This is a genomic window from Peribacillus sp. Aquil_B1, assembly GCF_022603275.1.
Taxonomy (GTDB): Bacteria; Bacillota; Bacilli; order Bacillales; family DSM-1321; genus Peribacillus.
The window spans coordinates 278,373-298,124 of record NZ_JAKXEE010000004.1 but is presented as its reverse complement, the minus strand read 5'-3'; the positions used below and the strand labels follow the sequence as shown (position 1 = coordinate 298,124).

Sequence of the window (19,752 nt, the reverse complement as noted above, 5' to 3'; positions counted from 1 at the left end):
TCCCAAGTGACCATTAATTCATTTGAGATTTATGCCATTTCCACGCACTTTCAATGATTTCTTCCAAATCTATCGATGCTTTCCATCCAAGCTCTTCATATATCTTATTTGCCGAAGCAACCAGACGTGCTGGATCTCCAGGGCGACGGTCTGCATACTCTATGGTCGGTTTCACTCCTGTGACTTTTTCACAAGTGTCGATTACATCCTTAACTGAAAATCCTTTTCCATTCCCAAGATTGTAGGTGGCCGTATCCTTCTTCCCGGATAATAGGGCTTGAAGGGCGATTATATGAGCTTGGGCTAAATCCGTTACATGGATATAGTCACGAATGCAAGTGCCATCTCCTGTGTCATAGTCCGTTCCAAACACGGAGATCTTCTCACGTTGCCCTAATAAATGCTGTAAAATAATCGGAATCAGGTGTGTTTCCGGATCATGACTTTCACCGATTTCTGCCGACGCATGTGCTCCAGCCGCATTAAAATAACGCAAGACGACATAATGAAGTCCATATGCATTTGCAAAGTCCCCTAAGATCTGCTCTACCATCAATTTCGAGCGGCCATATGGATTAATCGGATTGGTTGGCTGATCTTCATCAATCATATCAACATTCGGTATCCCGTACGTAGCTGCCGTTGATGAAAAGATGAAATTCTTAACATCATGCTTTAGCATCGTATTCAACAATGTAAGAGTGGCACCTACATTATTTTCATAGTATTTATAAGGATCTTGGACAGACTCCCCAACCAAGCTATTTGCAGCAAAGTGCATAACCGCTTTAATGGGATACTTAAGGAATATATCATTCAAGACCGCTTCGTCCCCTAAATTCCCTTCCACCAAGATGGCCTTCGAATCGACCAGCGAACGAAAACCGGTTGAGAGATTATCCAGAATGACAACCTCTTCAGTATTCACTAACTCTTTTACAAGATGACTGCCAATATATCCTGCACCGCCAACGACCAAAATCATATAGAATTTCTCCTTTTACTTTAAGCTAAAATGAATCATTGCCAAATCTCGCAACCTATATATGTGAGGCTCCTCTAATTATTAGAATCTCCCTCATTTTATAGGCATTTATTGAAAGTTTCCATGGCCAACCCATTATATTGCGTGTAATCAAACTTCGCTAGTTCAGGATTATCATTACTAATCATAGTTGATAAGCCCTTTTCCAGTCCATCTATGCTATTTTCGACAAGTAAACCATATTTACCGTTTTCCAGAACGGTTCGGTTAGCCACTATATCAGTAGCCATGATTTTCATTCCTAAAGTCATTGCCTCCAATAATACCATAGGCTGCCCTTCATAATGTGAGGAAAGCACGAAGCAGTCACATTTTTCCATGAACGAAAATGGATTTTCAAGCTGGCCTAAAAGATGAATGGAATGATTTAAGTCCAGCTCATCAATGATTGCCTGCAAATCTTCCTTTAAAGGTCCTTGTCCTAAAATATACAGTTTACTATTTTTATGTTTCTCATGAAAGCCTGCGAAAGCACGAATCAAATTATCTTGACCTTTTTCAGGAGATAATCTTCCCATATTGACAAAGTTAAAATCACTTTTATCAGGATATGGAACGAACTGATCATTCACTTCCAATCCATGTACCACTTGTACATTTAACGCCTGTTTATCGATCCAGCCTATAGATATCCCGTCCAACAATATATGGGCATAAGTACCAAGTTGAGTAACCGCTTCTTTATCGAATTCCACAATCCGCCCATTAAAGGTTGGCCCATTTTCCAAGACCATGGCATCCTGCAATCCATAAGGCTTATCCCAAATATTATAGTCGCCTAAGTTAATTTCGGCAGTGCCACGCACTTCCCGTTCTTTTAACAGGACTGGCTCTTCTATGATTTCGAATGCCCCCGTATTTAACCAGCCAATTTTCTTATTATCGATTTCGAATAGGTAATAGCCGCCTTTGTTGGTTCTGTTATACTTTATGATTCTGACGATTTGCCCTTCAAAATCGATTGCCTTGCTCACTCTTTTAGCCTTGTAATTCGGATATGCCTTCGTCCAGATTGTATGGTCTTCCGGGTTCGTTATTTTTCCGTACTTCTGATTACCGGTATTTATTTCTTTCAACGTTCTATTCTCAATCTTATCAATGAACTTTTTATTGTTTTTATAGTTTCTGGATAGTATATACTTTCTTTTCATCATGATTTGCAGCTTGTCATTAAGACTCATGTCTCCATTGATTGTACAATGTTCAAGCATGGATAAAGCTGAATTATCTATCCAGCCTATTATCTTGTTTTTTACAGATATTCTGCTATAAATCGAATGCTGGGTTTTTGCTTCCCTATCGACTTTTACAATGATTCCTTTAAAATCATGACTGCCGGAAACTTTGTACGTTCCTTCGACTTTATACGGCAAGGACCAAATATAGTTCGATCGAGGTCTTACTAACCTTGCAATTTTATCCACTTCTTTTTCATAAATGATGCTGTCTGGCAACAGCTCCACAGCTTCTTCACTAATCCACCCTATTATTTGATTGTCATGACTGAATTTGTAAAATGTCTTTTGATCGGCATGGGCTTTTCTCGAAATCACGATTTCAGCACCTTTAAAACGTTCTTCCAGTGGAAATTGGATGGCATTCGAAATTCCCGGAAGAGTATTCCAAACATGATTATCCTTGACATCGTTTAATATCGCCCTTGCTTTGAAGTTTTCTGTGATCAGTGCCTTTTCATCATTTTCGGTAACTTCAGGTTCATTTGACTCGATTTGAAGGATTTTATCCGGGTTGATAGAATTCATTACATAATCGAATTTATCGAAGTCTGCATACTCCAATAGATTCTTTCGGTTTAATTCCATCGTTCCCTCAGAAACACTCACCAGTTTATCAAATCGATTGTATACCGAAAAAATCCCTCTTAGATTAATACGGTGAGGTCTCTTTCCATTAATGATACGCTCACTATCAGAAAGCAAATCATTATGCATATAACAAACTTTCTTTTTTGCATCTGCCGCCAGCAGATATTTAGCCCAATAATGACTATAACCGCTAAAATCGATAACAAAATCAAACTTCGTTTTACCGAATAAACGTGCATGCTCCCTAATATAGGCATTTTCCGGGTAAAGCTTCTTCCCTAAGAAACCTCTTTCCCCTCTGTTATGGATGAATTTATCTTTGTAGACTTCCATAAATTTATACACAGGCAAGCCAGGTTTGAATAGAAAACGTACATTCTTATTAACCTTGGCCATATTTTTCAAAACCTCGTGCGAGTGAGGAGTGGCAGTAAAACAGCTGACATCATATTTATCATAATCTATATTATTCATTAAGTTTAGGAAAGAGGATGTAATTCCGTTATCCCTCAATCCACCCGGATAGATCAATATTTTTTCCTTTGCGGAATCCAGGCGAGTAATTGTGTTCAGTTGTTTCGTAGACTTATTGAAAATATTTTTGACTATTCTCTCTGTTACTTTTCCATCCTCATGGTTCGTGAATTTTTCCTGCATTTTTTTATACTTATCGGAATATCTCAATTTCACATTTTTAATATCTTTAATGGCCAGTGCCAATTCTTTTGAGTTAAAAAGCATTGGTCCCGGAAGTTCGTCATTTTGGAGATATTGTCCCCTTTGCTCAGCATAAACGTCCGTATCCCATGTGTAAAACAGAATGGGCTTATCGGTAACAAGGTAATCAAAGAAGATGCTGGAATAGTCCGTGATAAGCAAATCAACTGCAGCAAGCAATTCATTTGTATCCACATAGTCAGGTATTAGCACATCCTTGATATCCGAATGCTTGGCCGCTTCTTTATATAGAAATGGATGTACCTTAATAAATAGATTATATTGTTCACCGATTTGACTTTGTAAATCATTCATATCGGCAATGATTTGGAGAAGGTCATTATCAACTTTGGCAAGGTTCGTCCCCTTCCAAGTCGGGGCATATAAAATATTTTCCTTGGCATCACTGATTTTCAAACCTAGCGTTCTTAGATAATCCTTATACTCCCCCGGATCCGTATTCAGCGTCAAATCGATCCTCGGATATCCTTCTTCTATAATTTCACCTTTATACAATCCATTTAACTTATAGCTTTGTGTAAAAATGTTGGTAGTATGGGCATTAGGGCTCAAAATGTAATCTGCACCCAAGAAGTTCCTCACAACGTTTTGAGAGGCCGAAGGATTACCCGGTATATCAAAGCCCATATTCTTAAGGGGCGTTCCATGCCAGGTATTGATGTAAATTTGATCGCTTTTAGGGATGAAGAAAGACTGGAATGTGGAGTTATTGATTAAATACTCACTAGTTGCCAGCCATTTTAAATATTCCTTTGAATTACGCTGAACGAATTGAACATTCGGCATATCCTTATACTTCGCTATTACACCTGAGAGGACACTGAAGTCCTGGATGGACCAAATGTGCATGAAATCATGATAGTCCTGATTCTCCAGCATATATTTAAACATCGCGTATGGACTGTCAGTCATACTGTTTCCATCACGACTCTCATATAAAATTGTGTTTTTTTGCACGGTTAATTTCTCATAATACTTTGCATATCTATTTACGCGTTGATGATTTTCCTTTAATAGAAAATTGGCGATAGGATGTTTAAGGAAATCAACTTTTCTTTTTATTACCTTCTTATTCACTAAATAGGCATCCCCTTTTATCGATTTAAATTCACCATTCAAAATTATTTGCTTTTCATTAACCAAAAATAACAACTATGAATGATCAATAGTTGGAGATTTTGTAAAGATGGTTGCTACATTAAATTAAAAGATTATGAATGGCAGTAAACGTTTATTTGTCCACTGCCTTATGCATTTCGAGGATATTTTCCATTACTTTTATTATGTCGTCTCTTAAATCTGGACGTTGCAGGGCAAATTCAATTGTCGTTTTCACAAAACCATCTACAACACCGACATCAAAGCGTCTTCCTTCAAAATCGTAAGCGAAGACTTTTTGGATTTCATTCAGTTTTTGGATAGCATCGGTTAACTGGATTTCACCGCCAGCCCCTGTTTCCTGCTTGGCCAGGAAATCGAATATTTCCGGAGTCAGTATGTATCTTCCCATGATGGCTAGATTGGATGGTGCCGTTCCTTGTTTTGGTTTTTCGACGAAACGGTTCACTTCGTATCTTCTGCCTTCTTGCGTAAGCGGGTCAATGATGCCATACCTATGCGTTTCGCTCTCATTTACCGGCTGCACTCCAATGATGGACGAACCTGTAGCATCATATTCGTTGATTAATTGACGTAGTGAAGGGACATCGCTTTCCACGATATCATCGCCTAAAAGGACGGCAAATGGCTCATCACCAATAAAGTTACGGGCACACCAAACAGCATGTCCGAGGCCTCTCGGTTCTTTTTGCCTAATGTAATGGATATTAGCTAAATTGGATGGGTATCGCACCTTCTCCAATAAATCGAATTTCCCTTTTTCACTCAAATTATTCTCTAGTTCGTAAGCATTATCAAAATGATCTTCTATCGCTCGTTTATTCTTTCCTGTGACAATGATTATATCTTCAATTCCCGCTTTCACGGCTTCTTCTATAATATATTGTATAGTTGGTTTATCGACTATTGGCAGCATTTCTTTAGGCATAGCCTTCGTCGCGGGCAAGAATCTAGTGCCCAATCCCGCTGCAGGTATAATGGCCTTTTTAACTTTTTTCATCCTTTGTAACTCCTTCATATTAAGATAAATCTACAAAAAACCCAATTTTTTTCTAAATCATCCTTTTTATAGTAACATAGACTCGTTTTTTGTAAATATCTTAACAGAAAAAATTCCTTCATTTGTAAACGCATCCATAAATTAAACTTCCAAGTAATGCAATAACCCGCTTTCTTATTGAAATAAATAAGACCTTTCCCCGATATTTCAGGAAAAGGCCTTATTTTTCTTAATTATATGGCTCGTAGGTCCAAAGAATTAGAATTATTCATTTAGCACTATTGATCATACCATGAATATTTTCCATGAAAGCATTCATGACCTGCTTCAATTTCAACTCGGCCTCTTCCATCGTTTCACTTTGGATCCCAAAATAGAATTTGATTTTAGGCTCTGTACCAGATGGCCGCAAGCATACCCATGTTCCATCCTCAAGGAAGTACTTAATTACATTTGATTTAGGTAAATCAATGACTACTTCCTTATTGGTGCCTACAGTCAGCTTCACACCGCTTTGATAATCCTCCTGCATCGTTACGGCTTTTCCGGCAATTTTCTTTGGAGGAGCCTCACGGAACTGATTCAGTATCCCTTGAATCTGGCCGGCGCCTTCTATCCCCTTTAAGGTCAATGACTGTAGTCCCTCCAGATAATACCCGTACTTTTCAAAGATGCTAAGCAATCCTTCATATAGATCCATGCCCTGTTTTTTATAGTGGGCACAAACCTCCACAGCGAGAACGGCCGCTTGGATCGCGTCTTTATCACGGGCAAAATCCTTGATTAAATAGCCATAACTTTCCTCATATCCGAATAAGAAGGTATGCTTGCCGCTATCCTCATATTCATTGATCTTTTCAGCGATGAATTTAAAACCCGTTAATACATCAACGGTCCCTAAACCATATTCCTTAGCGATTCTGCGCCCGATTTCTGAAGTTACTATCGTTTTTAAGACAACTCCATTGGGAGGTAAAGTGCCTTTCGCTTTCTTTTCTTTTAAAAGATAATCCAATATTAGTGCACCTGTCTGATTACCTGTAAGCACCACATATTCGCCATCTTTATTTTTAACGGCGATACCGAGCCGATCTGCATCCGGATCTGTTGCGATCAAAAGGTCTGCCGATACTTCATTTCCTAATTCAATGGCCATTTCAAAAGCTGCATGCTCTTCCGGGTTCGGGGATTGTACTGTCGAAAAATTGGGATCAGGCAATTCCTGCTCTTTTACAACGTGTACCTTGTCGTATCCCAGATCTTGTAAAGCACGCCTGACAGACTTATTTGCCGTGCCATGAAGCGGTGAGAATACAACTGTCACATCCACTTCTTCACTTAAATCTTTGTTTTCGGGCACAGTAAGCAATTTATCATTATAGGCGGTATCGATTTCCTCTCCGACAATCTCAATGAGGCCTTGCGCTTTCAATGTCTCTTCATCTTTTACCGAAATGGCAAGTTCGTTTTCAATCGCGTTCACGAATTCAATCACTACATCAGCCGTTGCCGGAGGAAGCTGTGCACCATCTGGCCCGTACACTTTATAGCCATTATATTCAGGAGGATTGTGACTTGCTGTAATAACGATCCCAGCATATGCATTCAGTTCACGAACAGCAAACGATAACTCCGGCGTTGGTCTTAACTCATCGAATAGATAAGCCTTGATTCCTTCTGTAGCCAGGGTCTTGGCTGCTTCCAAGGCAAATTCAGGCGATTTAAAACGTGAATCGTAGGCAATCGCGACACCTCTGCGTTTTGCTTCATCACCCATCGATTGCAGATAATGGGCTAATCCCAATGTCGCTTTACGGACTGTATATAGATTCATCCGATTCGTACCTGCCCCAATTTCCCCGCGCATACCGCCTGTGCCGAATTCCAAGTTCTTATAAAACGCATCTTCTATATTTTTTTCATCATCTTGCATCTCGTTAAGTAATGATTTCATTTCATTATCAAGGGCTTCAAAATTCACCCATGAGTCGTAAGAACATTTCCAATTCATCTTCGCATAGTCCTTCTTTCCGTGTTGGTAATTCTAGATGTTTCTACTAAAATCTAACAATAGAAATTAATAAAAAAAGCCTCTATAGGACTTTCATGCTATATTATCTGCAAAAAATGGGCATCAGTCAACATTTTTGGCAAAAATTCGTTGTACATAATAGGTCGAAAAAAGGACGTCACCACAAGGATTGACGTCCACTTAATTATTCAGCTTCGGCAACAACGGTAAAGCGTTGGTTGATGTGCTTTGGAATTTCAATTTCATCAAGTACTGCAAGGGCAAAATCGGCATAACTTACATAGCTTTCACCCTTTGAATTTACAAGAAGGTTATCTTTACCCAGTTTATACCCGCCTGTTCTATTTCCTTGCGGATCAAAGAAGGCGGAAGGACTGATGAACGTCCATTGGATGCCAGTCGCATTTTGCAGATCCCCAAGGTTCTTGGATTGATTAAAGGCTGTTGCAAAGTATTCCTTCGGGAACTCAGGCGTATCCAGTACACGGATCGTTTTTGCCTCGTCAACGAAAAGGCTTCCAGCTCCGCCAACAACGATCAGTCTAGTTTGAGGCGCCCCTTTCATTGCGTCAATCAGGATTTTTCCTGCATCGACATGCAGGTGTTCTTTCCCCGGAGCAGCTCCAAAGGCATTCACTACCACATCGAATACTTTAATGTCCTCTGCTTTCAGATCAAATACGTCTTTTTCCAGTACGGATGCTCCTTGAATTTGGACTTTTGCTTCATCCCTGACAATGGCCGTAACTTCATGTCCCCTAGTCAATGCTTCTTTTAAAATCAGACTTCCAGCTTTCCCGCTCGCACCAATAATACCGATTTTCATTTTAAATTCCTCCTATATCTTGTTAGTTTTAATTGTAACTTTAATGATTACATGTAATAATATAAGTTACAGGTTACCATCTTGTCAACATAATATTTTGGGGAGTTTCGTAGATATATTGGAGTTTTCCGGAGATATATCCGGTTTTTCGGAGATATATTGCAATTTTCGGAGATATAACCGGTTTTTCGGAGATATATTGCAGATTTCGGAGATATATCCGGATTTTCAGTCGATATATTGCAGATTTCGGAGATATATCCGGATTTTCAGTCGATATATTGCAGATTTCGGAGATATAACCGGATCTTCGTCGATATATTGGAGTTTTTCGGAGATATAACCGGATTTTCGTCGATATATTGCAGATTTCGGAGATATAACCGGATCTTCGTCGATATATTGCAATTTTCGGAGATATATAAAAAGGCACCATTCCTTTTAGAATGGTGCGCCGCCTCTTAATTACATGCTTTTTTTCTTTTTCATTAGCAGTGCCATGCAGATTGTGATGAGCGTAAAAGCGATAAAGGCCAAAAACGGGATCGTGATGAATCCTAGCCAATTTATATACTCACCTGAGCAGGGAACACCGCTTTGGCACATTTCGAAATGCTGCAGTGCTGGAATTTTTTGCAGACTATAGTGATACCCTGACACCAACATGCCCAAAATCGATAATGGGAGGATGTATCGATAGATTTTCAAGTCTTGCTCATAAAAGGCACGGCCTAATAAAATAACGAGCGGGTACATTAAGATCCTTTGATACCAACAAAAGGTACAGGGTACATAATGGAGAATCTCACTAAAGTAGAGACTTCCAGCAGTGGCGATGATGGACAGGATCCAAGAAAATAATAGTGGCTTGCTCATCACTATTTCTCCTTCGCTGCATCATCAACCATTTTCACTAAATCATCGATTGTATTTCCTTCAAACTTCTTGCCATTGACAAATAAGGAAGGTGTTCCAGTAACGCCCAATTCGTCGGCCAGCTCCATATCCTTGTTCCATTGGTCCTCGGACTTTTCATCTTTAAAAGAGGTAACGACCTTTTTCACATCTTTGTCATTTGCGATTTCTTTCAATGTTTCTTCTAAGAATTTGTCCGTAAAGACATCTTCCTTTTCATATTTCAGGTCAGCTGGCTGCTTATCGTACAAAAGCTCATGAAATTTCCAAAAGGTATCATTACCTAATTCCTGATAAACACTTTCCGCGAATTTAGCGGATCTGGTTGAATCGACGTTAATGAACGAATAATTCATGAAATAAAATTGCGCTTTTCCTGTATCAATCAATTCACTTTGTATAGAAGGAAAGAATTGCTCCTCGAATGTCTTACAGACAGGACATTTATAATCCCCAAATTCCACTATTTGGACAGGAGCCGATTTTTCTCCCAAATAAGGCTGTGCTTTATAATCGATTTCATTAACGGCTGTATCTTCGCCCTTTCCATTTGCCAAAAATATAAAGCCAATAATGATTACAGCGATTAACCCGATGATCCAAAACGTGAATGCAGAAGATTGTTTTTGATTACCCTTTTTTTTATTAGCCATCATATACCTCCATCACTTGTTGTTGTGTCGATATTCCTTATCCAGCCATAGCGGCCGATTTCAGTTCCCCCTTCCTGCACCTTTCACCTGTAACTGATTCATTTACACGTTATAATATAAGATTCACCATGCTGGTTTGTCAATTACACATACCTTTTATTTTTGCCTTTGCAGAAACGGCATGACTTGACAAGGAAACGGTTAATGGATAAATATTATTCTTGCAGGCCATTATAACTTGTAACCACTTGAATTACACGTTAATTAATTTATACTATATAAGAATTGAGATTTAAAAGGAGAGAAAAAAGAGATGTCCATCAGTACCCGCTTTTCCGTAGGGATCCATATATTATCTCTTTTAGAAATAAACAAAGAAGGCGTTAACACTTCTGATTTCATTGCAAAAAGTGTAAACACCAACCCAGCCTTAATCAGAAAAATCACCGGCATGCTGAAGAATGCAGGTTTAGTGAATGTCCGGCCGGGTATCGCAGGAGCGACATTGGCCAAGGAATTATCGGATATCACTTTGCTCGAAGTTTATCAGGCTGTCAACGTTGTCTCCGATAAAGAATTATTTGGAATCCATGAAAATCCTAATCCAGCATGCACTGTTGGAAGAAATATACAAGATACAATAGAGCCTATCTTTTCAGTTGCTGAACTTGCCTTGGAAAAGGCATTGGGAGTGGTGACGATTGAGGATGTCGTCAGAGGTATTCTGGAAAAGGATAAAACTAATTAGCAAAAAAACACATGAGTCGGTCTCATGTGTTTTTTCCTGTTTTCTTATTTATACTTAGGAACTTCAATCGTCAATTTATAGGAATCTAGTAAACTATACAAATTATAAATCTGTTTCACTTGTTTTGTTGCCCAACCAATATCAGTGGCATACTGATGTGATGCATATCCATATTTTTCAGCAGCTGTAGGATTCCATCTCATTTTGTAAAGCGTATCCTGTCCAGCAGAGATATATCCTTTGGCGATGAATTCTGCACCGCCGATGATGGCCGCTTCTGGAGTGAACCAGCCTGCATTATAGGCGTATTGAGCGCCGCTGCTTAGTGCCGTTCCGTCATATGCTCCCACTCCATACATATTATAGACCGTTTTCCCGTTCACCTTTACGCCAGTCGCTAACGGGGAAGTGCCATTCCCGGTCTCCAGCAAGGCATGTGAAATCAGGTAGATTTCATTGACTCCATATTTTTCCCCTGCCGCAGTGAAGGTTGCAGCTTGGCCTTGTAAAATCCCTTTGCCTGAAAGGATTCGATTATTCACTTCTGAAACGTTCATGTTGGTGACTTGGGAGAGCTTGACGAACTGGAATGAATGGATTGGATCATTCACAAAATTATTTGGGTTAAGATTATATTCTATATCTTCCGGACTGGCATTTACCCATGTCTTGTTATAGTCCACCTCATACCAATAGTATCCATCTGAGCCCTTTACTTTCGATTTAATATTCAATGATTGATTATTGCTGACAGGACCGACTACCCAATAATTAGAACCTGCTCCGCCCCTGACACGCCATCCGGTTCCTTTAACCGTACCTTTTGTTGAATTGGTTAAAGTTAACCCATCTTCACGTATGTAGGTTTTATACTTTTTATCCGTTTGACCATTTACGGCCATTTGAATATCAACCATCTTTTCCATCGTAAGATCATACTCTTTATCAATCCTGATTATCGATCCGTTCGAACTTCCCGGACCTTCCGGTGCTTTGACCGTTAAATATTGCGTACTGACATATCCCGTTTTTCCATTCGCCGTGACTCTTGACCAGCCATTAGACTCTGAATAAACCGTTACTGCCGTATTGTTTACAAGCTTGGCTAAAATTGAAGCGGTAGCTGATGCAGCAGACCGCATATTCAGACTGGAGCCATCATTCACATTTACATATTTAACTGACGTGTTTCCTTCTTCGTCTGGATTCAGCCCCGGTAAAGGACCAGGCTTCGTTGCTGATAGGTATTGCGTATTGACATAACCCTCTCCGCCATACGCTTTAACTTTTGACCAGCCATTTGATTCCGAGATGACTTCTACCTCTACACCCCTTGCCAATTTCACAATGACGGAAGCACTTTCTGACGGCTTATTCCGCATATTCAGTGAACCCGTGCTCACATTTACATATTTCGTTGTCGTTTTTTCAGGTATGGATGGTTTGGAGTCCGTTTCAGGCTTGGTCGTCGAAAGAAAGTCAGTACTGACATACCCTTCCTTCCCATTTGCCTTGATTTTTGCCCAACCTTTGGATTCCGAATACACCGTCACTTCAGTTCCTCTTGACAGCTTTGCGACTATGCTCGCGCTTTCCGAGCCGCTTTTTCTCATATTGAGCGTTCCAGAGCTTACGTTTACGTATTTCGTCGTCGTTTTTTCAGGCGTTACGGCCGTTGATGGTTTCGTTGTCGATAGATATTCGGCACTGACATGCCCGTCTTTTCCATTTGCTTTGATCTTGGCCCAACCTTTGGATTCCGAATAGACCGTCACTTTCGTTCCTTTTGAAAGCTTTGCGACTATGCTCGCGCTTTCCGAGCCGCTTTTTCTCATATTGAGTGTTCCAGAGCTTACGTTTACATATTTCGTCGTCGTTTTTTCAGGCGTTACGGCCGACGATCCCGATCCTGGCTTTGAAGCAGATAGATATTTGGTGCTGACGTATCCGTCCTTTCCATTCGCTTTGACTTTCGCCCATCCATTGGATTCCGAATAGACCGTCACTTTCGTCCCTTTTGAAAGTACGGCGACTATGCTTGCGGTAGCTTTTCCACTTTTTCGCATATTGAGTGAACCCGTGCTCACATTTACATATTTCGTCGTCGTTTTTTCAGGTGTGGCTGCCGTTGATCCCGACCCTGGCTTTGAAGCAGACAAATATTTGGTGCTGACATATCCATCCTTTCCATTGGCCTTGATTTTCGCCCATCCATTGGAGTCGGAATACACCGTCACTTTCGTCCCTTTTGAAAGTATGGCAACAATGCTTGCAGTAGATTTTCCACTTTTTCGCATATTAAGTGAACCATTACTCACATTCACATATTTCGTTGTCGTTTTAACCGTTGCCGCAGCTTTAGTCACTGTTCCAGGCTTCGTTGCCGATAGATACTTCGTGCTGACATATCCATCCTTTCCATTGGCTTTGATTTTCGCCCAGCCTTTGGATTCCGAATACACCGTTACCTGTGTGCCTCTTGTCAGCTTTGCGACTATGCTGGCACTATCACTCCCGTTTTTTCGCATATTAAGGGAACCTGTGCTCACATTCACATATTTCGTAGTCGTTTTAACGGTCGCCGCAGCTTTTTTTACCGCTCCAGGCTTCGTTGCCGATAGATACTTGGTACTGACATATCCTTCTTTTCCATTGGCTTTGACCTTCGCCCAGCCTTTGGATTCCGAATACACCGTCACCTGTGCGCCCCTTGTCAGCTTTGCGACTATGCTGGCACTATCACTCCCGCTTTTTCGCATATTAAGTGAATTTGTGCTCACATTCACATATTTCGTTGTCGTTTTAATGGTTACTGCAGTTTTCGTTAAAGTCCCTGGCTTCGTTGCCGATAAATACTTGGTACTGACATATCCTTCTTTTCCATTGGCTTTGATCTTCGCCCAGCCTTCGGATTCCGAATACACCGTCACCTGTGTGCCATTTGCCAGCTTTGCAACTATGCTGGCACCTTCCGCCCCGGTTTTTCTCATATTGAGCGATCCGGAATTTACCTGCACAAACATGACGTCTTCAATATTGGCCTGTTCCGCATGTAGTGGAGCTGCAGATATTTTTTCTTCGAAAGCAACCGTAGACAACACTGCAAAACAGAAAGTTGGTATTATTAATTTCTTCATCTCGTTCTCCCTACTAAAGAATTATATTTTTAACATTTATTTAAATATCGGTTAATATTAGTATAATAATATAGGCAAATATACTCATTCGTCTAAAATATAACATATTCCATTAGATCTATAGGGAGATAAAAGCGATTGTAACAAAATAGTAAACTAATAGACATTTAAGTAATTTTATAGAAATATTTGCAATGATGCTTTTGCGACAAGCAAATGATGACTATAAAGTATATTGATATAATTAATTCGTCCTCAAATTAATACTAATGAGACGAGCATCTTTCTGACTGAATCGAATATATATAAAGGGTAAGCACACGATCCTTATATTTGACGGATCGAGGCAATACCCTATATAATTACTGTATATAACTTATAAGAATCCTTCTGTTAAGGGGAGTAGCTATACAATAAAGTCGTCAGTACAGGATTGAATCCTCGGCTTTATTGGCAACTGATTTTAGTTGTTTGCAAGACCTTGCCGATTATTTGGTGAGGTCTTTTACATTTTAAAAGACGGTATAACCACTAATCGGTTATACCGTCTTTTTTGATTCGAAAAATCGCACAATAGAGGTGAAAAGTATGCAGAACTATAATGAATTAGCTCAAAGCGTTAAGATTTCCGATGATAAAAAGCATATATTGCTTGATGCCGCCCCATCTTTATCACTGATCGGAAAAGGCCGAAGCGCATATGTATTCCGAATACATTCCACCAATAAGGCACTAAAAGTGTTTTTCCCGGATCATACACACACAGCTAAAGTTGAAGCTGAAATATACAAAACCGTCCAATCCATCGAATACTATCCAACCCTATATGATGCGGGAGTAAATTACCTGGTTATAGATCACATTGAAGGCAACACCCTTTTTGAATGTTTAACATTGGGAATTCCGATAACGGAAGAAAACATTGCGGAGATAGACCATGCCCTGCAATTGGCAAGGAAAGAGGGATTGAATCCTTCGGATATCCATTTACGTAACATCTTCATCACTTCTGAAAAAAAGGTGAAGATCATTGATGTTGCAAGGTTTAAGCAAGTGAAATCCTGCAATCAGTGGCACGACTTGAAAAGTGCATTTCACCTTTTTTATTCGAAGTCATTTTTTCCGAAGAAGATCCCCAGCTTCATACTGAATTCCATTGCAGCGATTTATAAAAAGAGATTTCTGCCCATCTGATCCATACTATAAAAAATCACATTGGAGGCACATATGAAAAAAATAATGACCATTGCTCTACTGTCCATCCTGACATTAACCGGATGCTCAGCTTTAGAAGAAGTCAATTCATCATTGGAGTATGCAGATAATGCGACGGAGTATGTAAATACCGTTAAGGATTTTTCCAATGAAGTGCCCGCATTGTCACAAGACGCCGTCACGAATGACGAAGCAAGAGCAAATCTTGAAAAAGAATTGGTATTGATGAAAACGGAGATTGAAGAATTCAATGCCACTGAACCACCACAAATCGCTGAAGGCATCCATGAGAAGATCGTCAGCTCAAATCAACAGCTTTCGGATGGCATTGAATTATATCTGAATAATATTGAGAATGGCCAAATTGATCCTAAGGCATTGGAAGATTCAGAGATAATGAAATCAATCGATAATATAACAGGATTGGCAAAACAAATAGAAGAGTTGGGCAATTAAGCATTCTGTAATGAATAAAAAGGAATCACTTGAAACAAATTATTGACATGAAACCAAAAGGTTTTATATAATCAACAAAGCAAAACCAATTGGTTTCATATTTTCACTTAAAAAGGAGAATCAGTATGGAAAATACATTACAGGATATCAAGAAGACGGTTATTCTTGAAGCACCTATCCAAAAAGTTTGGGATACAGTTTCGACTGCAGAAGGCATTGCTTCATGGTTCATGCCCAATGATTTTCAACCGAAAGTGGGACATGAATTCCATGTACAATCACCTTTTGGTCCATCTCCTTGTAAGGTAACGGAGTTAGATGCTCCTCATCGTCTTTCATTCAGTTGGGATACGGACGGTTGGTTCATTTCCTTCATTTTAAAAGAACTGGATGGCAAAACGGAATTCACCCTTATTCACGGTGGTTGGAAAGAGCCTGAAACGATTCTTCCGAAACCGAATGAAAAAAGCTCAGTGATCCGCGATAGAATGGATCATGGCTGGGAACAGATCGTTCATGCAAAACTTAAAAAGGTTGTTGAGGGCTAAGTGTCTGCAGCAGAAAAGCATGATGTATTTCAGGCTATCGCCGATCCCACCCGCCGAAAGGTCTTGCAATTGCTTGCTGAAGGGGATTTACCCATTTCAGAAATCACTTCTCACTTTTCCATGAGCCGTACAGCGATTGCCAAGCATCTTCATATCCTTTCTGAAGCTGAATTGGTCAGTGGCCGGAAGGTAGGCAGAGAGAAACGCTTTCGGCTTCAGCCAGAACCTTTAGCAGAATTGAAACAGTGGCTATCCTTTTACGATCGATTTTGGGATAACAAATTATCCATCCTTAAACATGTGATTGAAAAATCAGGGGAAAATGGATTGAAAGTCATCGATAAAGAAAAGGACACGAATGAACCATCATAATGAAAAGCTCTTTTCGTAAAGATTGTTGTTTTTAAAACGAAACGATTTAAGGTTGATTGGAGCGGAAGTGCGAGACTCCTGCGGGAGCAGCGGGACAGGTGAGACCCCACAGGCAGTCCCGCCGAGGAGGCTCACCGCCCGCCCCGCGGAAAGCGAGCATTGGAGGGGAAATCAACCACACCGCATTACTTGGTGAATTGCAACAAAGTATACGAAAACAGCCTAATGAAAAAACCCCCGGCGCATTGCACCGGGGTTTTTCTTCATTAGTTTATGCATCCATCTCAATTCTGTGCGCTTTGCGCTTCTTGATGACCATCGTCAGCAATAGCAGCAGATTAAAAACAATGATGCATCCAGTAAGGAACACGATACTCGTTGTCAATGCATCCGCTCCAAGGCTCGTACTCATCGCCTGACGGAATCCCATGACAGAGTATGTCATCGGTATGAACGGGTGAACATGACTGAAGAAGTTATTGGTCAGTTCCACAGGGAACATCCCTCCGCTTGCACCTAGCTGTAGTACAAGGAATATCATCGCCAATAAACGACCTGGATTTCCAAACCCTACGGTCAAGAAGGTAACGATGAACATGAAGGTAAGGGAAGTCAGTATGGAAACCCCAATGAATTGCCCCATATTCTCGACCTGTAAATCCATTCCCCAAATCATGATTGCATCCAACACTAATGCAGAAAGCGTCGCTTGGATAAATAGGACTGTAAATTTACTGAACCACCATGCCACTCCTGATGTAGGTCTTGTAGAAGGCAAGCCTGTCGGGAATCCCATATTGAAGGCAATAGCTCCTACAAATAACCCGAGAGACAATACATAAGGAGCCAGTGCATGACCATAATTCGGCACGTCACTGCTTTTTTGTTCTTTAACCTGTGTCGGTTCAGCAATCATGCTGTAATTATCATCAGTTGTTTTATTTTCACTTATTTCTTCTGCCCCATCACTGAGTTTTTCCGAGAGCTCGACCGATCCATCTTTAAGTGAGGAAATTCCATCACCCAATTTACCGGAACCTTCAGCAAGTGCTGATGAACCTTCATTGATCTTACCTGCGCCATCAGCAAGCTGGATGACTCCATTGCTCAAAGTAGGCAGATTGCTTGCCAATTGTTCAGTGCCTTTAACAAGTGCTGATGAGCCCTCGTTCAAGGCCGCAGAGTTGGCATTCAGTTGATTGGCCCCATTAGCAATTTTGCTTGCCCCTTCGCCAACTTGGCTAACACCAAATGCATACTTCTCAAGACCATTCCCAAAGGAGGATGCCCCTGCTTGAAGTTGTGAAACTCCATTAACCAACTGACCAGATCCTTCAGTTAGTTTTGAAAGGCCATTATTTAACGAGGAACCGCCCTGTGCCAACTGGTTGATCCCCTTCACTAGTTCTGGTGTCCGTTCATTTAAACTTTGTGTTGCCGCCGTTAATTGATTGCTGCCATCAACAGCTCCATTCAAGCCGCCATTTAATTTTGTCGCACCAGGAATCAATTGTTCTTCCAGTGCATTCCTTATTGCGGTATATCCGTTTAACGCTGAAACGGCGTTTGGATTGACTTTATTCACTGCATTATTTAAATTGGCCACTTGTTCCGGAAGCTGGCCTAATCCATTCAATACAGGCATTACTTTATCCGTTAATTGCGTTGATAAGTCAGATACACTTGCAGCAAGAGTCGATGCGATTTGTTTTTGTGCTTCCGCCTGGCTTTGAAGTTCATTTTGAACCGCTCCAATTAATTCGGATTGTTGCTCACTGGTCATGTTTTTGAAGGCTTCCGTGTTTTGAACGGCATTGATCGTGCTCTGACCATTATTCGCAATGGTTGATTGTAGTTCCGTTAAAGCCGCTTGACTGTTATTGAGGTCTTGGGTAATGCCGGAAACGGTACCGGACGTGCTGCTCCCTGCGGGAATCGCTTCTTGCAATTGATTTACACCGCTTTGAATGCTTGTCAGTCCTTGCTTAAGCTGATTCAGCTGTTCTTCTGCGGGCAATTGGCCATCCATTTTTTTCAGTCCGTCATTTAACGCCTGGCTTCCTTCAGTCAGTTTATGGATTCCCTCATTTAAACTTTGCTGACCTGCTGCCAATTTTGGAATTCCAGTCGATTGGTCCGTCAGCTGGCTTGCATTTTGTGATAATTGATTCAACCCATCATTCAAATTCGCACTGCCTGTTTGAGCTTGTGCCAACCCGGTATTTAAAGTTTGCGCCCCTGGAACCACTTTGGACAAACCGGTGGAAAGTTGGGATGAACCTTGAATAAGTGCTTCACTATTATTAGTTAATTCCCCTGTGCCTGATGCAAGTTCGTCCGCACCCTTTTGCAGCTGACCGACACCAGAAGTATATTGTGAAATTCCCTTATTTAATTCCGATGCGCCACTTTCAAGCTTGTTGGCTCCTTCCAAAAACTCGCCGACGCCGATTTGAAGTTTATTCGCACCATCTTTAAAGGTTAATGTGCTGGAAGCTAATTTATTCAGATTTTCCGTCACTTCTTTGTTTCCATCATGCAGTTTTTTTGCGCCGTCATCCAGCTTTGATGCCCCATCTGCTGCATCATTGAATCCTTCTCCGATTTCATCCAGCTGGGAGAAGATCGCTTCCGCATACTCCTTTGTGACACTTTCGGCAATTTCCGTTTTCAAATTATTCGTTGCCTGTTTTCCTACCGTTTCAGAAACGAAACTGCGTCCAGGATTCACGTCATACGTCAAATTCATTTTTTGGGGCTTATCATCCATGACGGTTGCAGCATTTTTCGAGAAGTCCTCCGGAATGGTAACGACCATATAATATGTGCCATCATCGAATCCTTTTTTCGCCTCTTTTTCCGTTACGAAATGCCATTCCAAATCATCATTGTCCTTTAATTGCTCGATTAGCTCATTACCGACTGTTAAGGTTTTACCCTCATATTCCGCCTTCACATCCTTATTCACGACTGCAACAGGCAATTTGCCTGTATTTCCGTATGGATTCCAAGCGGAACTAAGAAATAACCCCCCATAAATAATCGGGACGAACAGTAAAACGATCGCGACACCGACCAGTTTTCGATTTGTAAGGAAAAGCTTCCATTCTTGTTTAAGCATG

Annotated in this window: 14 protein-coding genes; 5 read left to right on the top strand and 9 right to left on the bottom strand. The window is 40.6% G+C overall.

The window, feature by feature from the left end:
- Positions 1-13 precede the first annotated feature (13 nt).
- From galE to MPH60_RS22670, 7 genes are all read right to left on the bottom strand, one after another.
- The gene (gene galE / locus MPH60_RS22700; protein WP_241592070.1) at positions 14-985 is read right to left on the bottom strand and encodes a UDP-glucose 4-epimerase GalE; all 972 of its coding nucleotides are present in this window, start codon (positions 983-985) and stop codon (positions 14-16) included.
- Between the two features lie 98 nt (positions 986-1,083).
- A complete protein-coding gene (locus MPH60_RS22695; RefSeq protein WP_241615865.1) occupies positions 1,084-4,686 on the bottom strand; it encodes a CDP-glycerol glycerophosphotransferase family protein in 3,603 nt (1,200 codons plus the stop codon).
- A gap of 154 nt (positions 4,687-4,840) precedes the next feature.
- A complete protein-coding gene (gene galU / locus MPH60_RS22690; RefSeq protein ID WP_241589938.1) occupies positions 4,841-5,728 on the bottom strand; it encodes a UTP--glucose-1-phosphate uridylyltransferase GalU in 888 nt (295 codons plus the stop codon).
- Between the two features lie 268 nt (positions 5,729-5,996).
- Positions 5,997-7,739: a phospho-sugar mutase gene (locus MPH60_RS22685; RefSeq protein ID WP_241589939.1), complete on the bottom strand. Its 1,743-nt coding sequence runs from the start codon at positions 7,737-7,739 to the stop codon at positions 5,997-5,999.
- A 205-nt stretch (positions 7,740-7,944) separates the two neighbouring features.
- Positions 7,945-8,586, bottom strand: coding sequence for an NAD(P)-dependent oxidoreductase (locus MPH60_RS22680; protein WP_241589940.1), 642 nt, complete (start codon positions 8,584-8,586; stop codon positions 7,945-7,947).
- Positions 8,587-9,051: 465 nt separating this feature from the next.
- Positions 9,052-9,462, bottom strand: coding sequence for a disulfide oxidoreductase (locus tag MPH60_RS22675; protein WP_241589941.1), 411 nt, complete (start codon positions 9,460-9,462; stop codon positions 9,052-9,054).
- 2 nt (positions 9,463-9,464) lie between these two features.
- On the bottom strand, positions 9,465-10,154 hold the full coding sequence (locus MPH60_RS22670; RefSeq protein WP_241589942.1) for a DsbA family protein: 690 nt from the start codon (positions 10,152-10,154) through the stop codon (positions 9,465-9,467).
- A gap of 313 nt (positions 10,155-10,467) precedes the next feature.
- Between MPH60_RS22670 and MPH60_RS22665 the strand changes: the two genes are divergently transcribed.
- Positions 10,468-10,902: an Rrf2 family transcriptional regulator gene (locus MPH60_RS22665; RefSeq protein ID WP_241589943.1), complete on the top strand. Its 435-nt coding sequence runs from the start codon at positions 10,468-10,470 to the stop codon at positions 10,900-10,902.
- 44 nt (positions 10,903-10,946) lie between these two features.
- Here the strand turns inward: MPH60_RS22665 and MPH60_RS22660 are convergent, their stop codons facing one another.
- On the bottom strand, positions 10,947-14,039 hold the full coding sequence (locus MPH60_RS22660) for an SH3 domain-containing protein (RefSeq protein WP_241589944.1): 3,093 nt from the start codon (positions 14,037-14,039) through the stop codon (positions 10,947-10,949).
- Positions 14,040-14,627: 588 nt separating this feature from the next.
- On the opposite strand from MPH60_RS22660, the gene MPH60_RS22655 reads away from it, so the two are divergent.
- The 4 genes from MPH60_RS22655 to MPH60_RS22640 all read left to right on the top strand — a co-directional run bounded on the left by MPH60_RS22655 (position 14,628) and on the right by MPH60_RS22640 (position 16,630).
- A complete protein-coding gene (locus tag MPH60_RS22655) occupies positions 14,628-15,233 on the top strand; it encodes a protein kinase family protein (protein ID WP_241589945.1) in 606 nt (201 codons plus the stop codon).
- Positions 15,234-15,266: 33 nt separating this feature from the next.
- Positions 15,267-15,710, top strand: a complete 444-nt coding sequence (locus MPH60_RS22650; protein WP_241589946.1) for a DUF6376 family protein — start codon at positions 15,267-15,269, stop codon at positions 15,708-15,710.
- Positions 15,711-15,829: 119 nt separating this feature from the next.
- The gene (locus tag MPH60_RS22645; protein ID WP_241590153.1) at positions 15,830-16,258 is read left to right on the top strand and encodes an SRPBCC family protein; all 429 of its coding nucleotides are present in this window, start codon (positions 15,830-15,832) and stop codon (positions 16,256-16,258) included.
- A complete protein-coding gene (locus MPH60_RS22640; RefSeq protein ID WP_241589947.1) occupies positions 16,259-16,630 on the top strand; it encodes an ArsR/SmtB family transcription factor in 372 nt (123 codons plus the stop codon).
- Positions 16,631-16,901: 271 nt separating this feature from the next.
- Here the strand turns inward: MPH60_RS22640 and MPH60_RS22635 are convergent, their stop codons facing one another.
- Positions 16,902-19,751 (bottom strand): YhgE/Pip domain-containing protein, encoded by a 2,850-nt coding sequence (locus tag MPH60_RS22635; RefSeq protein ID WP_241590154.1) that lies wholly within the window; start codon positions 19,749-19,751, stop codon positions 16,902-16,904.
- Position 19,752: the final 1 nt, after the last annotated feature.